Annotated in this window: 19 protein-coding genes and 1 pseudogene; 11 read left to right on the top strand and 9 right to left on the bottom strand. The window is 72.0% G+C overall.

Annotation, left to right across the window (positions count from 1 at the left end):
- Positions 1-4: 4 nt before the first annotated feature.
- Positions 5-2953: a GH116 family glycosyl hydrolase gene (locus IEY17_RS11110; protein ID WP_188987252.1), complete on the bottom strand. Its 2949-nt coding sequence runs from the start codon at positions 2951-2953 to the stop codon at positions 5-7.
- Positions 2954-3187: 234 nt separating this feature from the next.
- On the opposite strand from IEY17_RS11110, the gene IEY17_RS11105 reads away from it, so the two are divergent.
- Entirely contained in the window at positions 3188-4525 is a 1338-nt protein-coding gene (locus IEY17_RS11105) for an MFS transporter (protein WP_188987251.1), read from the top strand.
- Positions 4526-4662: 137 nt separating this feature from the next.
- Here IEY17_RS11105 and IEY17_RS11100 read toward each other — a convergent pair whose 3' ends face one another.
- Entirely contained in the window at positions 4663-5142 is a 480-nt protein-coding gene (locus IEY17_RS11100; protein ID WP_188987250.1) for an NUDIX hydrolase, read from the bottom strand.
- Positions 5143-5194: 52 nt separating this feature from the next.
- Here IEY17_RS11100 and IEY17_RS11095 point away from each other — a divergent pair.
- A pseudogene (locus tag IEY17_RS11095) lies at positions 5195-6245 on the top strand (DNA polymerase IV).
- A gap of 16 nt (positions 6246-6261) precedes the next feature.
- On the opposite strand, the gene IEY17_RS11090 reads toward IEY17_RS11095, so the two are convergent.
- Complete coding sequence (locus IEY17_RS11090) at positions 6262-7116, bottom strand: helix-turn-helix transcriptional regulator (protein ID WP_188987249.1); 855 nt, start codon at positions 7114-7116, stop codon at positions 6262-6264.
- 101 nt (positions 7117-7217) lie between these two features.
- Here IEY17_RS11090 and IEY17_RS11085 point away from each other — a divergent pair, with 101 nt between their 5' ends.
- Positions 7218-7982, top strand: coding sequence for an SDR family oxidoreductase (locus IEY17_RS11085; RefSeq protein ID WP_188987248.1), 765 nt, complete (start codon positions 7218-7220; stop codon positions 7980-7982).
- Here IEY17_RS11085 and IEY17_RS11080 read toward each other — a convergent pair.
- Positions 7979-8602 carry a TetR/AcrR family transcriptional regulator gene (locus IEY17_RS11080; protein ID WP_188987247.1) on the bottom strand — a complete coding sequence of 208 codons (624 nt, stop codon included), beginning with the start codon at positions 8600-8602 and terminating at the stop codon, positions 7979-7981. The genes IEY17_RS11085 and IEY17_RS11080 overlap by 4 nt on opposite strands.
- A gap of 110 nt (positions 8603-8712) precedes the next feature.
- Between IEY17_RS11080 and IEY17_RS11075 the strand changes: the two genes are divergently transcribed.
- From IEY17_RS11075 to IEY17_RS11065, 3 genes are all read left to right on the top strand, one after another.
- Entirely contained in the window at positions 8713-9516 is an 804-nt protein-coding gene (locus tag IEY17_RS11075; protein WP_188987339.1) for an oxygenase MpaB family protein, read from the top strand.
- 195 nt (positions 9517-9711) lie between these two features.
- Positions 9712-11427, top strand: coding sequence for a TIGR03767 family metallophosphoesterase (locus IEY17_RS11070; protein WP_188987246.1), 1716 nt, complete (start codon positions 9712-9714; stop codon positions 11425-11427).
- A gap of 67 nt (positions 11428-11494) precedes the next feature.
- Positions 11495-12373, top strand: coding sequence for a universal stress protein (locus tag IEY17_RS11065; protein WP_188987245.1), 879 nt, complete (start codon positions 11495-11497; stop codon positions 12371-12373).
- A 251-nt stretch (positions 12374-12624) separates the two neighbouring features.
- Here IEY17_RS11065 and IEY17_RS11060 read toward each other — a convergent pair whose 3' ends face one another.
- Positions 12625-13398 (bottom strand): maleylpyruvate isomerase family mycothiol-dependent enzyme, encoded by a 774-nt coding sequence (locus tag IEY17_RS11060; protein WP_229680035.1) that lies wholly within the window; start codon positions 13396-13398, stop codon positions 12625-12627.
- 249 nt (positions 13399-13647) lie between these two features.
- Here IEY17_RS11060 and IEY17_RS11055 point away from each other — a divergent pair, with 249 nt between their 5' ends.
- A complete protein-coding gene (locus IEY17_RS11055) occupies positions 13648-13845 on the top strand; it encodes a hypothetical protein (RefSeq protein ID WP_188987244.1) in 198 nt (65 codons plus the stop codon).
- 3 nt (positions 13846-13848) lie between these two features.
- Here the strand turns inward: IEY17_RS11055 and IEY17_RS11050 are convergent, their stop codons facing one another.
- The gene (locus tag IEY17_RS11050; protein WP_308423973.1) at positions 13849-15141 is read right to left on the bottom strand and encodes a flavin monoamine oxidase family protein; all 1293 of its coding nucleotides are present in this window, start codon (positions 15139-15141) and stop codon (positions 13849-13851) included.
- A 193-nt stretch (positions 15142-15334) separates the two neighbouring features.
- Here IEY17_RS11050 and IEY17_RS11045 point away from each other — a divergent pair, with 193 nt between their 5' ends.
- Complete coding sequence (locus tag IEY17_RS11045) at positions 15335-16252, top strand: LLM class flavin-dependent oxidoreductase (RefSeq protein WP_188987242.1); 918 nt, start codon at positions 15335-15337, stop codon at positions 16250-16252.
- Positions 16253-16428: 176 nt separating this feature from the next.
- Complete coding sequence (locus IEY17_RS11040) at positions 16429-16884, top strand: DUF4442 domain-containing protein (RefSeq protein WP_188987241.1); 456 nt, start codon at positions 16429-16431, stop codon at positions 16882-16884.
- Between the two features lie 65 nt (positions 16885-16949).
- Here IEY17_RS11040 and IEY17_RS11035 read toward each other — a convergent pair whose 3' ends face one another.
- The 3 genes from IEY17_RS11035 to IEY17_RS11025 form a co-directional block, all read right to left on the bottom strand.
- Positions 16950-17147, bottom strand: a complete 198-nt coding sequence (locus IEY17_RS11035; RefSeq protein ID WP_188987240.1) for a hypothetical protein — start codon at positions 17145-17147, stop codon at positions 16950-16952.
- 311 nt (positions 17148-17458) lie between these two features.
- A complete protein-coding gene (locus tag IEY17_RS11030) occupies positions 17459-18298 on the bottom strand; it encodes a class I SAM-dependent methyltransferase (protein ID WP_229680034.1) in 840 nt (279 codons plus the stop codon).
- Positions 18295-19200, bottom strand: a complete 906-nt coding sequence (locus IEY17_RS11025; protein ID WP_229680033.1) for an NAD(P)/FAD-dependent oxidoreductase — start codon at positions 19198-19200, stop codon at positions 18295-18297. The genes IEY17_RS11030 and IEY17_RS11025 overlap by 4 nt, the downstream gene beginning before the upstream one ends.
- Positions 19201-19265: 65 nt before the next feature.
- On the opposite strand from IEY17_RS11025, the gene IEY17_RS11020 reads away from it, so the two are divergent.
- Positions 19266-19832, top strand: a complete 567-nt coding sequence (locus IEY17_RS11020) for a helix-turn-helix domain-containing protein (RefSeq protein WP_188987238.1) — start codon at positions 19266-19268, stop codon at positions 19830-19832.
- A gap of 121 nt (positions 19833-19953) precedes the next feature.
- Positions 19954-20448, top strand: a complete 495-nt coding sequence (locus IEY17_RS11015; protein ID WP_188987237.1) for a GNAT family N-acetyltransferase — start codon at positions 19954-19956, stop codon at positions 20446-20448.
- The last annotated feature ends 4 nt before the right edge of the window (positions 20449-20452 follow it).

Raw genomic sequence — 20452 nt, 5'->3', positions numbered from 1 at the left:
GCGGTCAGAGTCCGATGTGGAGGATTTGCCCCGCGGTGATGGTGAGCCCGCCCGGGAACTCCAGGCGGGTGCGTCGCGGGGCTTCGGCGACGGCGTGGACCTCGATCGGTTCGCCGTCCAGGGTGGCTCGCGGGTCGTCGGTGGGGGCGTCGAGGGCCAGGGTTCGCAGGTGCAGTCTGCCATGGCGGATGTCGATCGTGCTCGTGCGCTCCGCCTCGGTGCGGCGCTGGTGGTAGCGGCCCCAGGCTTGCGCCGTGGTGAAAGCCGCCGCGAAGTCCTCGGGGTGGAGTTTCGGGGCGAAACCCAGGTGGCCCTTCGGGGCGTGGTGCTCGTAGCCGAGCAGGCTCAGGTACGTGCCGAAGCTGGCCATCGACCGCGCGTAGTGGTCGCTGCACTCGATCTCGTTGTACGGGTTGCGGCGCAGCGGGTCATAGCGATCGTGCACCGCGCGGGCCACCGCCAGGCCCTCGGTGACCATGCCCTCCGCGATCAGGTGCGCGGCCACCTGGTACTCGATGCCGTGCCACGACTCGTTGAAGTAGCTGACCGACCAGTTCTTGCCCACCTCGTCACCGCCACCGCGTGGCCACGTGCACATCACCAGCGCGGGCAGATCGGCGTCGTAGAAGATCCGGCCGCCCTCGATCGGGCTCTGCTCACGGTACTCCAGCGGCCGGGGCATGAAGTTGTACCGGATGATGCTGCGCAGCGCCGTGCGGGTCTGCTCCCGCGGCAGGACGCGGGGCAGACCCAGCTGCCAGGCCCAGCTCTGGCCGAGCAGCTGGTCCGCGAAGCAGCCCCGGTTCGTGTTCACCGAACCCGGATGCGCCGGGTCGACCTCGTGCACGAAGTACTCACCGTTGAACAACTCGCGCACGATGGTTCGTGATCCGCTGTCGGCCAACTCCGCGCAGCGCCGGGCGAACGTGTCGTCGCCGACCTCGACCGCCATGGCCTCCGCCGCCCGCAGCGCCGCCACGTACAGCCCCGACAGCCAGCTGTTGCGCCCGAACCACGTGGCGTCCTGGGTGTTCGGCTGCGCCCCGTCGAGCACGCCGTCCGGTTCGGCATCGGAGGTGATCAGGTGCTCCACGGCCCGCCGGGTGCGCGGCCAGACCCGCCGCAACCAGCCGGAGTCCGCGGACATCTGGTGCTCCCGGTAGATCCGCAGGATCGTGCCCGCCTGCCCGTCGACCGCCGGGCCGCGGTCGGCCTCCCCGCGCATGCTCACCTGCCCGGTCGCCGCGTGGAACCCGATGCCGAGGTCGACCCGTTCCCGGGTGTCCCGCTCCACTTCGGGGAACAGCCGCGCCAGCGCGTGCGCGTAGTGCCACACGTGCGTGCAGGTCCCGGCGCAGCAGTACGCGCCCTCCCAACCGTAGAAGCGGCCGTCGGCGAAGCGGTAGCAGGTCGACGTCGACAGGGTCGCCGTGTTCGCCGCGACCCGCTCCAGCAGCCAGTGCGGCACCGTCGAGTCCTCGTACCACGTCCGCACCCACGTCCGGGTGCGCTCCATCAGCTCGGGACGGGACGCCACGTGCACCGCCACGTCCTGTGCGTCGGCGAAGCGGGTCGCATAGTGCCGCAGCAGTTCGCGGCTGCCTTCCAAAAACGCCAGTCCCTCGCGGTCGGGAACCGGGAAGTACCACGCCAGCACGAACCGGATGGTGCGCTGTTGGCCCGGCCGGAGCGTCACCGCGGCGGACACCACCCCGGCGGAGCGCTCGGAGATCCCGTTCACCGTGGCAGGACCCGGCGTCGGGGACAGGACTTCGTCCGGCGTCGCCCACGTCGATGTGGCCGGGCAGATGCGTACCCGGTCGCCGACCACGGCCAGCGCCACGCTGCCGTGGTCGGGCAGTTCCGGCAGCGGGAGTTGCGCGGGGGCGTGGTCGGTGAGCCGGATCTGGTCGACGCCGATGTGACCCCACGGTCCGGTTTCGGCGTCGACGATCTCGATCACCGCCTCGCGCCCCCGCCACGGTCCCAGGAACAGCACCCGGTCGGCCAGCTGGTCGCTGAACGAGCCGGTCGCGCTCCCGACGACCTCGCCGTCGACCAGCACGTTCAGGCAGCAGGTGCCGGGGAACCGGCCTCCGCTGATGCGGAACCGCAGGAAGTTGCGCTCGATGCGGAACGGTTCGCTGCGCAGCGTCCCGGTGGCTCGGTCCCGCGCCGCCGCATCCGAGCCGGGGGCGCTCGCGTGCGAGTCCACCATGCGCGTACCGAACGCTCCGGCCTCGCCCTGGTAGCCCGGGCGGTCGAGGGTGCGCACAGGTGCCGTGCCGAACGCATCGCCGGTGGTGGACCAGCCCGCGTAGTCGGGTTTCTCCCAGTCTTCCAGCACGATGTCCGGCCGCGCCGGGCCCGCCACGGTGCCCTCGGCGGCGGTGAACCGCACGCCGCGGGTGCCGTGCTGGGCGAACTCCTCGCCGCGCAGGCGCATCGGCCGGGTGTGCCGGCTGGTCAGGCACACCGGGTTGGTGAGGAACCCGGCGATCTCGACGTCCACTGTGTCCGGTCCGGTGTTGGTGGCGGTCCAGTCCAGCACGACCGCCGGGTAGGAGCTCTCGTCGATCTCGGTGGGCACGAACGGCGAGCAGGCGTGCAGCCGGATCCGCACCCGCTCGCGCGGGTCGGCGTAGTCGACCTCGGCGGCGGGCGGCCGGCCGGTGAAGGCGACGTCCGGGAAACCGCGGGCGTCCAGCCAGCGGGCGCGGCCGCCGGCGACGCGGACCGCGAAACCGTGGTCGAACGGCGAACTCGGCCGCGGCGGCCGGGTGTAGTGCAGGTCGTTGATGTTGGCCGGAGCGATCCGGTTGTCGATGTCCCACAGCCACAGGCGGCCGTCACCGCCGAGGTAGAGCTGCCCGCAGCCGATCCCGCCAATCGGCATCCCCACAAACGCCAGCTGCTCACCGCGCAGCGGCTCGGGGCGTTCCTGTTCTGTCACGGCGCACTCCTCGACCACGCTGCGTCGACGCCCGACTCCGGAAGGGAACCAGCCAAGTTTAGGGATCTCCCGTCGCGCGGCGGACGTCGCGGCGCCATGATCATCCGGACGGGCGAGCGGCGAGCGTTACCTCCCGCGAGGAGGTCCACTGTGTGGGAATCGCGTCTCGGTACGTGGTTGATCACAGGTTAGAGTGCTGTAGTCCGTTCGTGTTACCGAGGAGGTTTCGGCGCCATGGCTGTCGGTCACGCCCCAGCACCCGGAGTGCGGGGTTCCGGACCATCGGGGGATCCCGCCCCGCGGAACTCGACCCGGCAGGTCGTGCTCGCCAGCCTCGTGGGCACGTCGATCGAGTTCTACGACTTCTACGTGTACGCGACCGCCGCGGTGCTGGTGTTCCCGCAGCTGTTCTTCCCGGCCGGGGACGCCACCGCCGCCACCCTGCAGTCGCTGGCGACCTTCGCCATCGCCTTCGTCGCCCGCCCGGTCGGCTCCGCACTGTTCGGCCACTTCGGTGACCGCATCGGCCGCAAGTCCACCCTGGTCGCCTCGCTGCTGACCATGGGCATCTCCACCGTGGTCATCGGCCTGCTGCCCGGCTACGAGCAGATCGGCATCCTCGCGCCGCTGCTGCTGGCGTTGTGCCGGTTCGGCCAGGGTCTGGGTCTGGGCGGCGAGTGGGGCGGCGCGGCGCTGCTGGCCACCGAGAACGCGCCCGCCCGCAAGCGGGCCTTCTTCGGCACCTTCCCGCAGCTGGGCGCGCCGATCGGGTTCCTGGTCGCCAACGGGCTGTTCCTGGTGCTGTCCGAGGTGATGGACGACGCCACGTTCGCCTCCTGGGGCTGGCGGGTGCCGTTCCTGGTCTCGGCGGTGCTGGTGGTCGTCGGCCTGTGGGTCCGGCTGAGCCTGCACGAGACCCCGGCGTTCGCGAAGGTCGTGGAGCGCGACGCGCGGGCCAGGGTGCCGTTCGCGCAAGTGTTCCGCACCGATCTGAAGGCGCTGGTGCTCGGCACGTTGATCATGCTGGCCACCTACGTGCTGTTCTACCTGATGACGGTGTTCTCGCTGGCGCACGGCACGGCGAAGAACGGCCTCGGCTTCGAGCGCTCCCAGTTCCTGGTCATGCTGCTGGTCGGCGTGGTGTTCTTCGGCCTGACCATCCCGCTGGCCGGGTGGCTGGCCGACCGCTACGGCCGCCGCCCCACCCTGATCACCACCACGATGGCGATCATCGTGTTCGGACTGCTGCTGGGTCCGTGGTTCGGCGCCGGGTCGATGCTGTCCACGGTGTCGTTCCTCGTGGTCGGTCTCGCCCTGATGGGCATGACGTTCGGTCCGATGGGCGCGATGCTGCCCGAGCTGTTCCCGACCGCGGTGCGCTACACCGGGGCGTCGGTGTCCTACAACCTGGCCAGTCTGCTGGGCGCGTCCGTCGCCCCGTACATCGCGACCTGGCTGGCCAGCGCCTACGGGCTGGGCTGGGTCGGCGGGTACCTGGCGGTGGTGGGCGTGGTCACGCTGCTCGCGCTGCTGGCCGCCCGCGAGACCCGCGAGGCGTCCATCGACGACTGAGCCGAGCCAGCTCGCCCGGCAGGGGCGGCGAGGTCGCCGTCCCTGCCCCACCGCGGCTGGTGGACGACCACGTCCAGCGACTCGACTGCCCGCTCGATCTTCACGGGCGAGCCGATCCGGGGTCCTTTGTGGACTGATCAGGGGATTCGGCCCTGGGCGCGCAGGAGTTCGAGCAGGCGGTCGACAAAGGCGGTCTGGGCCGGGTTGAGCTTCTCCCGCGCCGTTTCCGCGTCGCACCACAGCGCCCGGTCCACCTCGGGGAAGGACTGCCGCCGACCCGACCTCGGCGGCCACTCCAGCTCGAACTCGTTGCTGCGTAACGACCGCTCGTCGAAGTCGCCCTCGACCGCCCACGCCGTCACCAGCTTGCCGTTGCGCTGCCGGACCTCGCCGAGCGGCATCAGCTCGTGCTCGGCCAGGGACATCCCGGTCTCCTCGGCGAACTCCCGCATCGCGGCGGCGCGCGCGTCCTCGTCCGGCTCGTACTCGCCCTTCGGCACCGACCAGGCGCCCGCGTCCTTGTTCTTCCAGAACGGGCCGCCCGGGTGCACCACCAGGACCAGCGGCGTCGTGTCGGACACCCTGAACAGCAGGATCCCTGCGCTGCGCTTGCTCACCCCACCAGTGTCGCGCACCCCGCCGCTCTGGCGGATTTCGCGGATCGCGCCGATGCTGGGCAGTGTGGAGCGGGTCGTGCTGCACGTGGATCTGGACCAGTTCATCGTCGCCGTGGAGCTGCTGCGCCATCCCGAGCTGCGCGGGCGGCCGGTGCTGGTCGGCGGCTCCGGTGATCCGACGCAGCGGGGCGTGGTGGCCGGGGCGTCCTACGAGGCGCGGCGGTTCGGCGTGCGCTCGGGTACGCCGCTGCGCACCGCTGCCGCCCGCTGCCCGGAGGCGGTGTTCCTGCCCGCCGACCGGGAGACCTACCTCGCCGCGTCCGAGGACGTGATGGCCGCGCTGCGGGAGGTCGGCGGCATCGTCGAGGTGGCCGGGTGGGACGAGGCGTTCATGCTCGTCGACACCGACGACGCCGAGCGGACCGCCCGCTTCGTGCAGCAGCACGTCCGGGAGCGCACGGCCCTGGCCTGTTCGGTGGGCATCGGCGACAACAAGCTGCGCGCGAAACTCGCCTCCGGCCTGGCCAAACCCGCCGGGGTCTTCCGGCTGGACGTGTCGAACTGGGTCGAGGTGATGGCGGACCGGCCCACCGACGCGCTGTGGGGCGTTGGCGCCAAGACCGCGAAGAAGCTCGCCACCCGCGGTATCGCGACCGTCGGCGAACTGGCCGCGACCCCGATGGCCGACCTCGCCGGTGAGTTCGGCCCGAACATCGGGCCGTGGCTGGTGGCACTCGCCCACGGCTACGACTCGACGCCGGTCACCGACGAGCCGTACCAGGCGCGCTCCCACGGCCGCGAGGTCACCTTCCAGCGGGACCTGCACGACGTCGCGGCGGTGCGCGCGGAGATCGCCCGCCTGTCGCGGACCGTCGCCGACGACCTTGCCGCGGACGACGGCCCTGGCCCGCCGCGTGGTGGTCACGGTGCGGGACTCGCGGTTCGCCACCCGCACGCACGGCGTCTCCCTGCCGGAGCCGACCCGCGACGCGGCGGCCATCGCGGCCGCTGCCCGCACCGCGCTCGACCGCTTTCCGCTGGACCGCCCGGTGCGGCTGGTGGGGGTGCGCGCGGAGATCGACCGCTCCGGGGCAGCGAGGTGAGCCCGGGGCCGCCGTGTCAGCCGGGCTGCACGTCGGCGCGGAACCTCTCGTGCCCGAGGACGCCGAGCAGCTGAAGCTTCTGGAAGTCCTCCGAGCGCGGGTCGGCGGTGAGCACGAGCAGCGCCTGGGACTGGTCCTCGGTGAACAGCACCTGGCAGTCGACCTCGATGGCGCCGAGCTCGGGGTGCAGAAGCGTCTTGTGGTCCGCGAAGCGCTTGGCCACCTCGTGCCGCTCCCACAGCTCGGCGAACTCCGCGCTCTTCTCCTGCAGCGCCCGCACGATCTCACCGGCCCGCGACCGCAGTTCCGCCGACCCGTAGGCGGCGCGCAGGTTCGCGACCTGGGCCCGGCTCTGCCGGTCGTGGTCCTCGGCCGGGTAGCGCAGCCGCTCGGCGGGATCGGTGAACCAGCGGTAGATCTCGCTGCGGGCCAGGCCCGTGAAGCCGGACCTGTCGCCGAACAGGGCCTCGGCCATCCGGTTCTGCACGAGCGTCTCGCCGAGGTTGGACAGGATCAGCGCCGGGGTGTCGTGGAGCCGGTCCAGCACCCGCAGCAACGCGGGGGCGACGTGGGTCGCGGCCGACGCGGAGGCGGGGGCGTTGCGCCCGGCGACCTGGAACAGGTAGTCGCGTTCGTCCTCGGTCAGCCGCAGCGTCCGGGCGAGCGAGGAGAGCATCTGCTCGCTCGGCCGCGGACCGCGCTGCTGTTCCAGCCGCGTGTAGTAGTCGGTCGACATCGCGGCCAGCGCCGCGACCTCCTCCCGCCGGAGCCCGGTGGCCCGGCGCCGCGGGCCGCGGGGAAGCCCGACGTCCTCCGGTCGCAGGGACTCCCGGCGGCGGCGCAGGAAGGCCGCGAGCGCTGCACGATCCATGGTGCCCAGTATCGGACCGCGCGCCGGACCCAACCAGGGATCGCGGATCCCCCGATGAACGCTCTCTGCACGTGCGCCGCCCCGCCGCGCACGCTCGGGGTATGAAGATTTCCGGCAACACCGTTTTCATCCCCGGCGCCACGAGCGGCATCGGACTCGCTCTTGCGCTCGAACTGCAGGGCAGGGGCAACACCGTCATCGTCGGCGGGCGGCGCGCCGCGCTGCTTGAGCAGATCGCCGCGGAGCACCCCGGCATCGACACCGTGTGCATCGACACGACGGACGCCGAGAGCATCGGCGCCGCCACGAAGAAGGTGCTGTCCAGGTACCCGGACCTCAACGTGCTGGTCGCGATGGCGGGCATCATGCGTATCGAGGACTGGCACGCGCCGGAGACCTTCCTGGCGTCCGCGGAGTCGGTGATCACGACCAACGTGCTCGGCCCGATCCGGCTGATCGCAGCGTTCATCGAGCACCTGCGGGCGCAGCCGGACGCCACGATCATGACCGTCTCCTCGGGACTGGCGTTCGTGCCGCTGAAGGTCACCCCGAGCTACAACGCGTCGAAGGCGGCGATCCACATGCTCAGCGAGTCGATCCGGCTGCAGCTCGCCGACACGGCGGTGCGGGTCGTGGAGCTGGTGCCGCCGGCCGTGCGCACCTCGCTGTTGCCCGGGCAGGACAGCAGCGAGTTCGCGATGCCACTAAACGAGTTCGTGGCCGAGGTCGTGGCGCTGCTGGAGTCGCAGCCCGACGCGAAGGAGATCCAGGTGGAGAACGTCAAGTTCCTGCGCCACGCCGAGGCGAGCGGCAACTACGACCAGGTGGTGGCGGTGCTCAACGCGTTCGACCCGCACGGGAACTAGGTCGGCGGCTGGGCGGCCAGGGCCAGGAAGATCTCGGTGCAGCGGTCGACGAGTTCGCGGTCGTCGACCCGCAGCGTGCCGTCCAGCCAGGCCGTGAGGGTCTGCGCCAGGCCGCCCACGATGAACTGGGTGGTCAGCTCCAGGCGGGTGCTACCGGGGATGCCGTAGAAGTCCTGGACCTGCCCGCCGAGCAGGGCGGCGAACAGCCGCGAGGAGTCCAGGCGCCGTTGCGCCAGCAGCGGGCTGGTGAGGGTCACCGAGAACAGCAGCCGACCGCGCCGTGGGTCCTCCGCGATGGCGCGCACGATGTTGTGCAGTCCGGCGCGGATTTTGGCGTGCTCGTCCGCGGCGCCGTTGACCGCTTCCAGGGTCGTGGTGGCGATGTGGTCCACGACGTGGTCGTAGACCGCCGCCGCCAGCGCGTCGCGGTCGGCGAAGTTCTCGTAGAAGTAGCGCGTGGCCAGCCCAGCCCGCTGGCAGGCGCCGCGCACCGTCAGCGCCGGGGTGCCGTCCGCCGCGCCGAGCAGGTCCAGGCCGGCCTCGATGAGCTGCGCGCGGCGCTCCGCCTGGCGGTCGTCGCCCCGCACCCCGCCGTAGACCCGCAGTGGTGATGTGCTCACCACTCCATCTTGACAGGTCGCCGGAACCACTGTTCGCTATCTGAAAACGTGCGTGTGCAGATATGGCCTTGACGCGGGGGTGGCGAACGGTGGCGGTCACGGCGCAGCGGATGGAGCGGATCTGCGACGCGGTGGTGGGTGTGGGGCTGCTGGCGGGCAACGCGAACGTGATCATGCAGCTGGCGCGGCCGGAAGTGGGCTACGGAGTGGTGGAGAGCCGGGTGGACAGCGGCCAGCTGTTCCGGCATCCGATCAAGCGGACCCGCACCACCCTGGCATACCTCGCGGTCGCGACGATGGGCACCGAGCGGGAGCGGGAGCTGTTCCGGCGCGGCGTCAACCGCGCGCACGCGCAGGTGCGGTCCACCGAGCGCAGCCCGGTGTCCTACAACGCCTTCGACGTGGACCTGCAGCTGTGGGTGGCGGCCTGCCTGTACAAGGGTTTCGAGGACCTGCACCGCCTGTTCTTCGGTGAACCGGACGAGCAGACCCGCGAGGCGTTCTACCGCGACGGGGCGGTCCTGGGCACCACCCTGCAGGTGCCGCCGGAGGCGTGGCCCGCTGATCGCGAGGTGTTCGAGAAGTACTGGAACGACCAGGTGGAGCGGATCTCCATCGACGACGCGGTGCGCCGCTACCTCGACGACGTGACGATGCTGGCCTGGCTACCACGCCCGGTGTCGCTGCTGCTGGGCCGCTTCAACAGGTTCGTCACGACGGGCTTTTTGCCGGAACCGTTCCGCCGCGAGATGCGCCTGCCGTGGACCGACCGGGACCAGCGCCGCTTCGACGCGCTGATGTCGGTGCTCGGGGTGGTGGTCCGCGCACTCCCCGGGGTGCTGCGCCGCTTCCCGTTCAACGCGCTCCTCTGGGACGTGCGCCGCCGAATCCGCACCGGCCGCCCCCTTGTCTGACCGCCGCACCGGATTACGGCGCTGTCATCGCGAGAACGCTGACCGCTGACGAGCGTCGCGGTCCCTCATGGCGTGGCTGGGCGCCTGAGCCGGCCGGATTTCGCAGGACCGTCACCCCACCGGCGGTGGACTGATCGACTGAAACATGAAATATTTTCGGGTCGGTTGGTGGTGCCGGACGCACGGGGACGTCACATGGCTCGGATCGACAGGCGCGGATTCCTGCGCGCCGCAGCCCTCACCGGAACGCTGCTGGGCAGCGGGCTGCTCGGCACCGGTTTGGCCCTCGCCCGGACCCGCGCGTGGGCCGTCAACGGTGCGGGCACCACCCTGGAGGCGGTCGCGACCCCGGTGCCCGGCGAGGGCTACCGGCGCCTGGTCGCGGGGCCGGGATGGCCCATCGTGGTGCGCACCGACCTCGTCGACGCCGACCCGAAACGCGACGACCGTCGCGACGCGATCGCGGCCTTCATCCAGTTCACCGACCTGCACCTGGTCGACGCCCAGAGCCCGGCGCGGTTCGAATACGTGCACCCCCTGCTGGGCGGGGCGTTCCGGCCGCAGGAGACCCTCGGCGCGCTGGCCGCCTCGCGCCTGGTGCGCCGCGTGAACTCACTGCCCGGGGCGCCGGTCACCGGGCGGCCGATGGACTTCGTCATCACCACCGGGGACAGCACCGACAACCACGAAACCGCCGAACTGGACTGGTACTTCGGCGTGCTCAACGGTGGTCGCGTCGCGCAGAACACCGGCGATCCCGCGGTCTACGAAGGCGTGCAGAACTCCGGCTCCGCGCTGTACTGGCACCCCGGCGGCGAGGTCACCGACCGGTTCCGGGACAAGGGCTTCCCGGTGCTGGAAGACCTGCTCGCCGCGGCGATCCGGCCCTTCGACAGCGAGGGCCTGCGGGTGCCCTGGTACGCCACCTTCGGCAATCACGACAACACCGTCGTCGGCACGCTGCCCGACCACCTCATCCCGGGCCTGGCGGACTGGTACACCGGCTCCCGCAAGATCATCGTTCGGGACGAGCGCGGCACCCGCGAGGTCGCCGCCCTGCTTCGGGGCCACCGCACCGCGGAAGGTCTGCTCGACGGCGGCATCATCCGCACCGTCACTCCCGACGAGCGGCGCCGCCCCTTCACCACCGGCGAATTCGTCCGCGCCCACCTCGACCCGGCCAATACCGGGCCCGGCCCGGTCGGGCACGGTTTCACCGAGGACAACGCCGACGGCGTCGTCGCCTACTACACGTTCCGCATCGCGCCCGGCGTCACCGGCATCAGCCTGGACACCACCAACACTTCTGGCTTCGCCGAGGGCTCCCTCGGCCTGGCGCAGTACCAGTGGCTGGAGCAGGTGCTCATCCGCGGCAGCTCCCGGTACTACGACGCGTTCGGGCGCAGGCGGCGGCAGCACGTCTCCGACGAGCTGTTCGTGCTGTTCAGCCACCACACCAGCAGCACCATGTCGGCGCTGCTGCCCGACTCCCGCCGGCCGGGCGAGACCCGCGTGGACGGGGCGACCGTGGTGCGGCTGCTGCACCGCTTCCCGAACGTGCTCGCCTGGGTCAACGGGCACTCGCACCGCAACGCGATCACCCCGCACCCGGCCGACGACCCGGACTGCGGCTTCTGGGAGATCAACACGGCCTCCCACGTGGACTTCCCGCAACTGGCCCGTATCGTCGAACTGGTGGACAACGGCGACGGTACCCTGTCGCTGTTCACCACGCTGATGGAGGCCGACAGCCCGTACCAGGTCGACCACGACGACCGCGGCCCGGACACCCTGGCCGCGCTGTACCGGGAGCTGTCGTGCAACGATCCGCACACCGACCACACCCGGCTGGGCACCCCGGCCGACCGCAACGCCGAACTGCTCGTGCCGGGGCGGCTGCCGATCAGGTGAGCCGCTCGGGGTGCGCGGCGCGGCCCGGTCGACGACCCTGGTGTCCTGCGCGGAAGGGGGATCGCGGGTGAACGGTGCACCGGTGGTGGTGGGCATCGACGGCTCGGCCGTCGCGGAGAACGCGGCGCGCTGGGCGGCCCGGGAAGCCGCCCGGCTCGGCACCGGCCTGCGGATCGTCTACGCCGATGTCACCGAGGCGCCACTGCTGCCGGAGATCCCCGGCCTGCACTGGCCGAAGGAGCACCGCGGCCACGTGCGCGAGCAGGTCGCCCGGTACCTCGACCGCAACGCCCGCAGCGCCCGGCAGCAGGCCCCGCAGGTGTCGGTGGAGGTCGCGTGCGAACCGGGATTCCCGGACAAGGTGCTGATCGAGGAGTCCCGGACGGCACGGGCGGTGGTGGTCGGCGACCGCGGGTTCGGCGGCTTCACCGGCCTACTCGCCGGGTCCGTCGCGGTGCGGGTCGCCACGCACGCGCACACCCGGGTCGTCGTGGTGCCCGACGTCGGCGACCCGCCCACCTTCCCGGTGACGGGCCCCGTCGTGGCGGGCGTGGACGACGCCACCTCGGCGGTGCCGGTGCTGGCACACGCCTTCGAGGTGGCGGCTGACTGGGACGCACCGTTGCACGTGGTGCACACCTGGGAGGTCATCGGCACCGACGTGCGGCGACTGCTGTCCCGCACGGCCGCCGACCAGGTGCAGGAACGCGAGGAGGGCTTCGTCGCCGACCTGCTCGCGGACTGGAGCCCGCGGTTCCCGGACGTCGAGGTCCACTCGTTCGTCGCGCACGGCTCGCCGAGCGCGGAACTGCTGACCCGCGCGAAGGGAGCGCAGCTCGTGGTGGTCGGAGCCCGCGGCCGCGGCGGCGTGTCCGGAGCCCACCTCGGAACCACCAGCCACAAGCTCCTGCACCACTCCCCGTGCCCGGTCGCCGTGATCCGCTGACCACCACGTCCCGCCGCCGTCTCCCCGGAGTCCACCGGGGAGACCGGAGAGGGCCCGACCCGGCATCACGCCCCCGGCACAGCGGCAAGCTTGGGAACCTCGTTCCGACACGCGTGGGCGTGCCGGGCCCCAACTTTGGAGGAATCCGCGATGTCACCAACAGTCGTCGCCCCCCCCCCCGCCGGTGCGACGTCGCCGAACGCGGCGGTCAGTACGTCCGCCACCGTGTCGCCCATCGGTGCCCCTGACGGCTACTGCAGCCAGTAGCTGAGCCGGTCCCTCCAGTCGTCGAACAGCGCGCGGTCGCCGTTCACCGCCACGGTTCCGGCCGGGACTCTGCGGTAGACCGCCAGCAGCAGATCGACGACCGCGCCGCGCACGGCGACCGCCGCCTCGGCGCGCTCGCGACGCCAGGTGATCGGCTCGTCGGTGAGGTCCACGAACCGGTCGGCGGCGGTGTCGGTGGCGTGGAAGTGCAGGCTGCGGCCGGGCCCGAGCAGGTCGCGGGCCTGCGGCTCCTCCTCGAAGAGCTGCGGTAGGGCGCCGAAGTCCAGCCACTCGTCCAACCCGTCCGCGGCGACTTCGGGATCCAGGGAGTACGTCGCGCCCGCGGCCGCGGCGGCGTCGAAGCGGTGCACCGCGGTCTCCTGCGCCATGCGACGCGCCCAGAAGATCGCGGTCCCGTCGGGCGGCGGGGTCCACACCGGGGTTTCGGGACCGGCGGTGCGCAGGGCGTCGGCCAGCCGCTTCGCGCCGTCGGCGAGCCAGTCGAGGAGTTCGGCCGGGTCGACGCGGGTGTCGTCGGAGACGTCGTTGACCTGGTCGTCCGGCACGGGTTCGGTGGCCCGGGTCCGCACGATCGCCGTCGCCCACCGGTGCGCGCCGCCGAGGTGCCGCACCAGGTGCGCGAGGTTCCAGCCGGGGCAGGTGGTCACCGGGGCGCTCAGGTCAGCCCCGGCGAGGTGGGAGCGGAGCAGTTCGGTCTGGGCGACGATCTCGTCGCAGTAGCGGTCGAAGCTCAGCACCGCCCCACGGTAGCGCGGTCGATTCGTGGTGACCCGTCGAATTTCCCGGTGGCTGCACCATGATCAGGGCGCGGCCAGCGGTTTGGCCGCATCGTGGCAGGGGATTCCCACCGCGCGGTTCCGGGTACGCCTGCGTGGCATGGCTCACCATGCCCGGCTGCTTCCGATCGCCGTCGATCCAGCGTACCCGTCGCGGTGGGGTTGGGGCGGTCGGCACAGGCCGCCGTATGCAGGAACGGTGGAACGGACATGGATGACCAGATCCGCCAGCGCCTGGCCGAGTTGCGTTCGTTGGCCGACGAGTTGCACCCCGAGCAGATCGAGGTCGAGATCGGCCGGGCACGCGTCGAGGCGTACCAGGCGGGCATGCGCTACGCGGCGAACTTCATCGAGCACGGGCCGCACCGCGGCGCGGCGGGCGGCATCCCACTGCCCCGCGAGCTGTGACCCTCACGGCCGTGGCGCGGCGGTGACCTGGGCGGCGGCGGTGAGGCCGCTTTCGATTGCGCCGTCGATGAAACCGGCCCAGCCGTTGGCCACGTCGGAACCGGCGAAGTGGACGCAGCCGTGCGGCCGCTGCAGCGCGGCCAGGTAGGCGGTGAGCTGACCGGGCCGCTGCATCGGCCACGTCTCGCGGGAGAACTCGTCGGTCATCCAGTTGTGCCCGGCGACGTCGACGACCTTCAGATCGTCCCGCCAGGCTCGCAGCGCCTGCGCGACGCCCGCCTTGTCGGTGGGGTCCAGGTCGGCGGCCCGGGTGCCGAACGCGACGAGCACCGTGTCACCATCCACTGTGTACTCGGTGCGGGCGAAGGTCAGCGGGTGGGTGTCGGGGGCGTAGGCGGTGAACGGCGGGATCTCGCCGCGCACCCGGATCCACGTCTTCAGGCCCTGCGAGGCGGTGCGCTCGGTGGCGGCCGACCGCTTCGCGGCGGGCAGCGCGGGCTGGAAGTCGATGGTGTCGAGCACGTTGAGCGGCAGCGTGCAGATCACCCGCTTGGCCGTGATCCGGTTGCCGTCGGCGGTGGTGACGACCGCGCCGCCGTCCTGCTGGGCAACGCCGACGACCCGGGTGCCCAGCCGGAGGTCGGCGGCGGTGTCGGTGGCGATGGCGCTCGCCAGCGCCGCGGTTCCGGCGCTGAGGCGACAGCCGGAGGTGGCCTCATGCAGCAGCCGCCAGTCGCCGGAAGCCGCCGCGCACCACCGCATCGCCTGGCTGAGCCCGGACACCGCGGCCGGGGCGTTGAAGTGCTCGGCCCACACCCCGGTGATCACCTCGCGTGCTGCGGGCGCGAGGTCGAGACCGGCGAAGTAGTCCGCGACCGACAGGGCGTCGATCCGGTCGAGGTCCGGTCGGCGCAGCGGTTCGTAGGGCTGCGGAAACCAGTGTCGGCTGTCGGCCGCCAGCCGGTCCATGCCGGGCGCGATCAGGGCGTCGAACTCCTCGGAGCTGCCCCGGTGCACCTCGCCGCCGGCGATCCAGTGGACGGACTCGGAGGTGGGGCTGGGTTCCACGGCCAGGCCGTAGCGGGTGATCTCGCTCCAGGTGTGCGGCTGCGCCCAGTGCACCCAGGTGCCGCCCATCTCCAACCGCCGACCCAGCCGTTCGTCGGTCCAGGTGCGCCCGCCGATGCGGTCGCGGGCTTCGAGCACCACGGTGGAGCGCCCGCGGCGGGACAGCTCCCGCGCCGCGACCAGCCCGGCGAATCCCGCACCCACGATGACGACGTCGTACGACTCCACGACGAAACAGCTCCCTGTGTCGACGGTCCGCCTGCCCAGCATTGTTCAGCGGACGGCCACCCGACTCGATCCGCCGATCGAGCGGTGCTGGTGCACCGCGTCGATCGTCCGCGGGATTGTTGTCCTCTGTGGAATCCTTTGTGGTGGCGGGCGGTCGGTGCCCGGGTGGGACCAGCGGCGTTAGGATCGCAGGATGAGGTTCGCGATCTCGATTCCGCAGTTCTACGCCGACGGCGAGTTCGACCCGGCAGCCTTCCGGACCTACCTGACGCGGGTGGAGGCCCTCGGTTTCGAGAGCGGGTGGACCCAGGAGCAGGTGCTCGGGTCGATGCCGCAGCTGGGGCCGATCGAGACGATGACCTACGCCGCCGCGTGCACCCAGCGGTTGCGGCTCGGCTGCGCGGTCTTCGTGACCACCCTGCACAGCCCGGTGCACCTGGCGAAGAGCCTGGCCACGTTGGACCAGCTGTCCGGCGGGCGGCTGGAGGTCGGGGTCGGAACCGGCGGTCGCGGGCGCATGTTCGGCGCCTTCGGCGTCGACCCCGAGCGGTTCGTCGCCCGGTTCACCGAGGGGCTGGAGGTGATGAAGTCGTTGTGGACACAGGACCGGACCACCCTCGACGGACGGTTCTGGCAGCTCACCGACGCGGCCATGGAACCCAAGCCCGCCCAGAAGCCGCACCCGCGGATCTGGTTCGGCGGCAGCAGCCCGGCCGCGCTGCGCCGGGCGGTCCGGCACGGCGGCGGGTTCTTCGGCGCGGGATCGTCCACCACCGAGCAGTTCGCCGACCAGGTTCGGGTGGTGCGCGAGGCGTTGGCCGAGGCCGAGCGGGACCCGGCGGACTTCCCGATTGCCAAGCGCGTCTACATCGCGGTGGACGACGACGCCGACCGCGCCCGCGCCCGCGTCAACGCGACGCTGGAACGCCTCTACGGCAGGCGTTCGGAGACGATCGAAGCCGCGGCGATCGTCGGAACCCCGGACCACTGCATCGCCGAACTGCGCGCGGTCGCCGAAGCGGGCGCGGAGATGATCCTGTTTAGCCCCCTGTTCGACCACTCGCACCAGGCAGCACAGCTGGCAACCCACGTCATGCCGTACATCTCCTAGAACTGCTCGGGTCGTTCCCGGTGACCGTGCCGGTAGCGGAACCTCAGACGCCTTCTCGATCCGGGGCCCCGGTATGACCCGTTGGGAACGGCGCGTGTCGGTTTGCCTGTGTAGCCGCGGGCTCCTGCAGGATGGCCCGTTGCCGGCGATGTTACTTGTGAGTAACATCGCCGGGCATGAGTGCTGACTACAGCTGGGTGGCTGACGCGATGACGAAGGCCGTGCCGTGGGTGACCACAGCCGGGATCGAGTTCCGCGAGGTCGAGGCGGAGCGCGTCGTGTGCTCCCTGCCCGACCTGGAATCCCAGCGCAACCACGTGGGCGGGCCGCACGCCGCGGTGATGTTCGGACTGGCGGAGACGGCTTCCGGTGCGGTCGGGCTGGCCGCGTTCGCCGAGCAGATGGAGCGCGCCACGCCGCTGGTGGTCAACTCCGAGGTGCACTACCGCAAGCTCGCGGTCGGGCCGCTCACGGCCGAGGCCGTGCTGGACCGCCCGGCCGCTGAGGTCGTCGCCGAACTCGACTCCGGCAGCCGCCCCGAGTTCCCGGTGCGCTGCACGATCCGCGACTCCGCAGGGGAGACGACCGGCGAGGTCGTCGTCCGCTGGACGCTGCGCCCGAAGAAGTCCTGATCAGCGGTCAAACCTCGGCCTGGCCGGTGCGCTGCTGCTGTTCGGGGTGCTCGGCGTGGCGCAGCTCAGGGACTCGCCTGGTGCGGTGTCGCCTGGGGCGCGACGAGCGGCCAGGTCAGGGGTGCCTGGACGACGTCGGACCGCGCGGCGGCATCGGCCAGTTCCCGGTAGATGGCGCGCCGCAGGCTGCCCACGGTGCTGGCCCTGCGGCGCGAGGTGCGCGCCTGCGGGGTGCGCTCCGGTGGCGGGTCGTCTCGGAGCATTGCGGGCCCCTTCCTGTCGTCGCGCTGGCGGCCTCCGGTCAACTCCGCCGAACCCCGGATCGTGAACAGTTTTCGCAGGTCGGCGGTGTGTTGCAGGCCACCATGCACGCCGCGAGCCCCGTTTTCAAGGCACCTCGTGTAAACGCCCTGTTTCACGCCCTGCCGCCCGGATGACGGTGTGCACCGTCAGTTCGCAACGCTCGCGGCTTCGTGCCCGGCGCGGCTGCCATCCAGATGGTGCCGCGGTCAGGCGGGCTGGGGCGCCCCGCACCGAGCGACTCGGTGCGGGGCGCCTTCCGGTAAGGCGGGCGTCATGACCGCGGTTTGCGTCCGAAGTGGACCGTTTTGGCGGTCAGGTGGAACAGGTCCGCGCGGTGGTCGACGCCCGTCGGGTCGGCAGGGTCGAGCAGGCGGTCCAGTGTCGCGATGTCCTCGGCCGCCAGCTCGTCGGCGAGCATCGCCCGCTGCCGCTCCAGACAACGCCGAACCCAGCGCCTCGGTGCCCCGGCGAGCGGTGCCGGGTGGTCCACGAGGAAGGTCCGACTGCGGGCCTCGGTGAGACCGGCGGCGCGCAGCATGCCCGGCCAGTCCTCGACCACCCGCACCGAACCGGGCAGCTCCGTGCGCATCCGCGCGAAACGGTCCGCCATCGCCGCGTCCAGCCGCTCCTGCAGGCCGGGGCGGCCGAAGCCCACGTCCCGCGGCAGCCACCGGGCGGGCAGGCCGCCTTCGACGATGGCCAGCACACCGCCGGGTTCGAGCAGCGCGGCCAGCTGCTCCAGGACGGCCTGCTGGTCGCCCACATGGTGCACGACCTGACCCGACCACACCAGGTCCGCCGACGGCAGGTCGGCCAGCCCCGCCGGGAACTCCGCCACCCGGGTGTGCAGCCGGACTCCGAGCCGCCGGGCGCGTTCCTCGGCCCGGGCCAGCAGTTGCGGTGTGCCATCCACCGCGATCACCTCGGCGGCCGGGAACTCCGCCGCGAACCGGCACGCCGCGACGCCCGGCCCGCTGCCGATGTCCAGCACGCGGCGCGGGACCAGGTCGGCGAGTTCGGCGACGGCCTGCCGCACGTAGGGGCTGTGCGTCTCGCCTTCCAGTTCCAGCAGTTCCGCCATCGCTGCCCAGTCGACGCCGTCGTGGTTCACGCCGCACCCTCCAGCAGGTCCGCTTCGATCAGATCGGCGTTCAGCGCGATCGCCGCCTTGGCGCCGGCCGCCGCCGCGTTCACCACCTGCTCCGCGGGGTCGACGACGTTGCCCGCCGCCCACACCCCGGGCACGCTGGTCCGCCCGGTCGGGTCCACTCGGACCCAGCCGTTGTCGCGTTCGCAGCCCAGGTCGGCCAGCAGCGCGTCGTTGGGCCTGAAGCGGGGCGGGACGAACAGCGCGGAGCGGGCCGCGGTGGTGCCGTCCGCCAGCTGCACGCCGCGCAACGCGTCGTCCTCGACGACCAAGCCGCGGACCTGCCCGTCGACCACCGCCACACCGCGCGCGGCGAGCCGGGCACGGTCGGCGTCGGCCAGGTTCTCGGCGAACAGCACCACGTCGTCGGACCATCCCCGCAGCAGCAGCGCCTGGTGCACCCCGGCAGGTTGCCATCCCAGCACGCCCAGCGGCTGGTCCCGCACCTCCCAGCCGTGGCAGTAGGGGCAGTGCAGCACGTCGCGGCCCCAGCGGTCCCGCAGACCGGGCACGTCGGGCAGGTCGTCGCGCAGCCCGGTCGCCACGACCACGCGGCGGGTCCGCACCGCGCGGTCGGCCAGCTCGACCGCGAACCCGTCCCCGACGCGGCGCACCGCGAGTACCTCGCCCGGCTCGATCCGCCCGCCGTACCGCTCGACCTCCGCCCGGCCGGTCGCGCGCAGGTCCGCGGGCGCGATCCCGTCGCGGGAGAGGAACCCGTGCACGCCCTCGGCCGGGGCGTTGCGCGGCCGCCCGGAGTCGACCACCAGGACCCGGCGGCGGGCCCTGGCCAGCACCAGCGCGGCGGACAGCCCGGCCGCCCCGCCCCCGATCACCAGCACATCCACGTGTGTCACGTCGCTCATGGCCTCGACCATGCGCACCCGTACGCCGGATTGACAAACTTCTTTGCCGAAACTGCAATAGGGGCATGGATGAGGTACTGGCCGCTGTCGGCCCCCGGCTCAGGCACATCCGCCAGCAGCGCGGGTGCACCCTCACGGCGCTGTCGGAGAGGACCGGGATCTCGGTCAGCACGCTGTCCCGGCTGGAGTCGGGACAGCGCCGGCCGAGCCTCGAACTGCTGCTGCCGATCGCTCAGGCACATCAGGTCCCGCTGGACGAGCTGGTTGGCGCGCCGCCGGTGGGTGATCCGCGGGTGCGGCTGAAGCCGATCCGGCGCGGGGACGCCACCGTGGTGCCGCTGACCCAGCAACCCGGGGGGTTGCAGGCGTACAAGATGATCATCGGCACCACCCGCAGCGAACCCGATCCGCGCACCCACGAGGGCTACGAGTGGCTTTACGTGCTCAGCGGTCGGCTGCGGCTGGTGCTCGCCGACCACGACGTGGTGCTCAAGGTGGGGGAGGCCGCGGAGTTCGACACCCGCCTGCCGCACTGGTTCGGCAGCACCGGGGACGGCCCGGTGGAGATCATCAGCCTGTTCGGCCCGCAGGGCGAGCGCATGCACGTCCGCGCCAAACCCCGCGACCGCTAGGAGAAACGCCGCTGGAGATCCGCTGAGGACACCCCGCGACAGGACCGGGTCGAGCAGCGATAACGACCCTGATGCGGAAATCCGGCTGCCCGGCCGGCGCTCGCGCCGTAGCATGCCCGGCATGCGCGTCCGGGACTACGTCGAAGCCGACTGGCCGCGGGTGTGGCCCATCGTCCGGGAGGTGATCCGGGCGGAGGAGACGTTCCCCTACGACCCAACCATGACCTCTGAGCAGGCCCGCGACACCTGGGTGGTGGGGCCGCCGGGCGCCACGGTGGTCGCTGTCGAGGACGACCGGATCGTGGGGACCGCGCACATGCAGGCCAACCGGGAGGGACGCGGCTCCCACGTCGCCACCGCAAGCTTCATGGTCGCCTCCGGCGCACGCGGGCGCGGGGTGGGGACGGCGCTGTGCGAGCACGCCCTGGACTGGGTGCGGCGCCGCGGGTTCGCGGGCATGCAGTTCAATGCCGTGGTGGAGACCAACCACGCGGCCGTCGACCTCTACCGACGGCTGGGGTTCCAGATCGTCGGAACCGTGCCCGGCGCCTTCGACCATCCGAGGTTCGGCCGCGTTGGCCTGCACGTCATGTACCTCGAGTTCGGGCGTCCCTGACCGG

This window comes from Saccharopolyspora thermophila (assembly GCF_014646075.1).
GTDB lineage: Bacteria > Actinomycetota > Actinomycetes > Mycobacteriales > Pseudonocardiaceae > Saccharopolyspora > Saccharopolyspora thermophila.
This window is presented reverse-complemented; position numbering and strand designations above follow the sequence as displayed.

Coding starts and splice junctions, on each gene's coding strand:
- IEY17_RS11105 (WP_188987251.1), top strand. CDS start 3,188: ATGGCTGTCGGTCACGCCCCAGCACCCGGAGTGCGGGGTTCCGGACCA.
- IEY17_RS11090 (WP_188987249.1), bottom strand. CDS start 7,116: ATGGATCGTGCAGCGCTCGCGGCCTTCCTGCGCCGCCGCCGGGAGTCC.
- IEY17_RS11085 (WP_188987248.1), top strand. CDS start 7,218: ATGAAGATTTCCGGCAACACCGTTTTCATCCCCGGCGCCACGAGCGGC.
- IEY17_RS11075 (WP_188987339.1), top strand. CDS start 8,713: ATGGAGCGGATCTGCGACGCGGTGGTGGGTGTGGGGCTGCTGGCGGGC.
- IEY17_RS11070 (WP_188987246.1), top strand. CDS start 9,712: ATGGCTCGGATCGACAGGCGCGGATTCCTGCGCGCCGCAGCCCTCACC.
- IEY17_RS11055 (WP_188987244.1), top strand. CDS start 13,648: ATGGATGACCAGATCCGCCAGCGCCTGGCCGAGTTGCGTTCGTTGGCC.
- IEY17_RS11045 (WP_188987242.1), top strand. CDS start 15,335: ATGAGGTTCGCGATCTCGATTCCGCAGTTCTACGCCGACGGCGAGTTC.
- IEY17_RS11040 (WP_188987241.1), top strand. CDS start 16,429: ATGAGTGCTGACTACAGCTGGGTGGCTGACGCGATGACGAAGGCCGTG.
- IEY17_RS11035 (WP_188987240.1), bottom strand. CDS start 17,147: ATGCTCCGAGACGACCCGCCACCGGAGCGCACCCCGCAGGCGCGCACC.
- IEY17_RS11025 (WP_229680033.1), bottom strand. CDS start 19,200: ATGAGCGACGTGACACACGTGGATGTGCTGGTGATCGGGGGCGGGGCG.
- IEY17_RS11020 (WP_188987238.1), top strand. CDS start 19,266: ATGGATGAGGTACTGGCCGCTGTCGGCCCCCGGCTCAGGCACATCCGC.
- IEY17_RS11015 (WP_188987237.1), top strand. CDS start 19,954: ATGCGCGTCCGGGACTACGTCGAAGCCGACTGGCCGCGGGTGTGGCCC.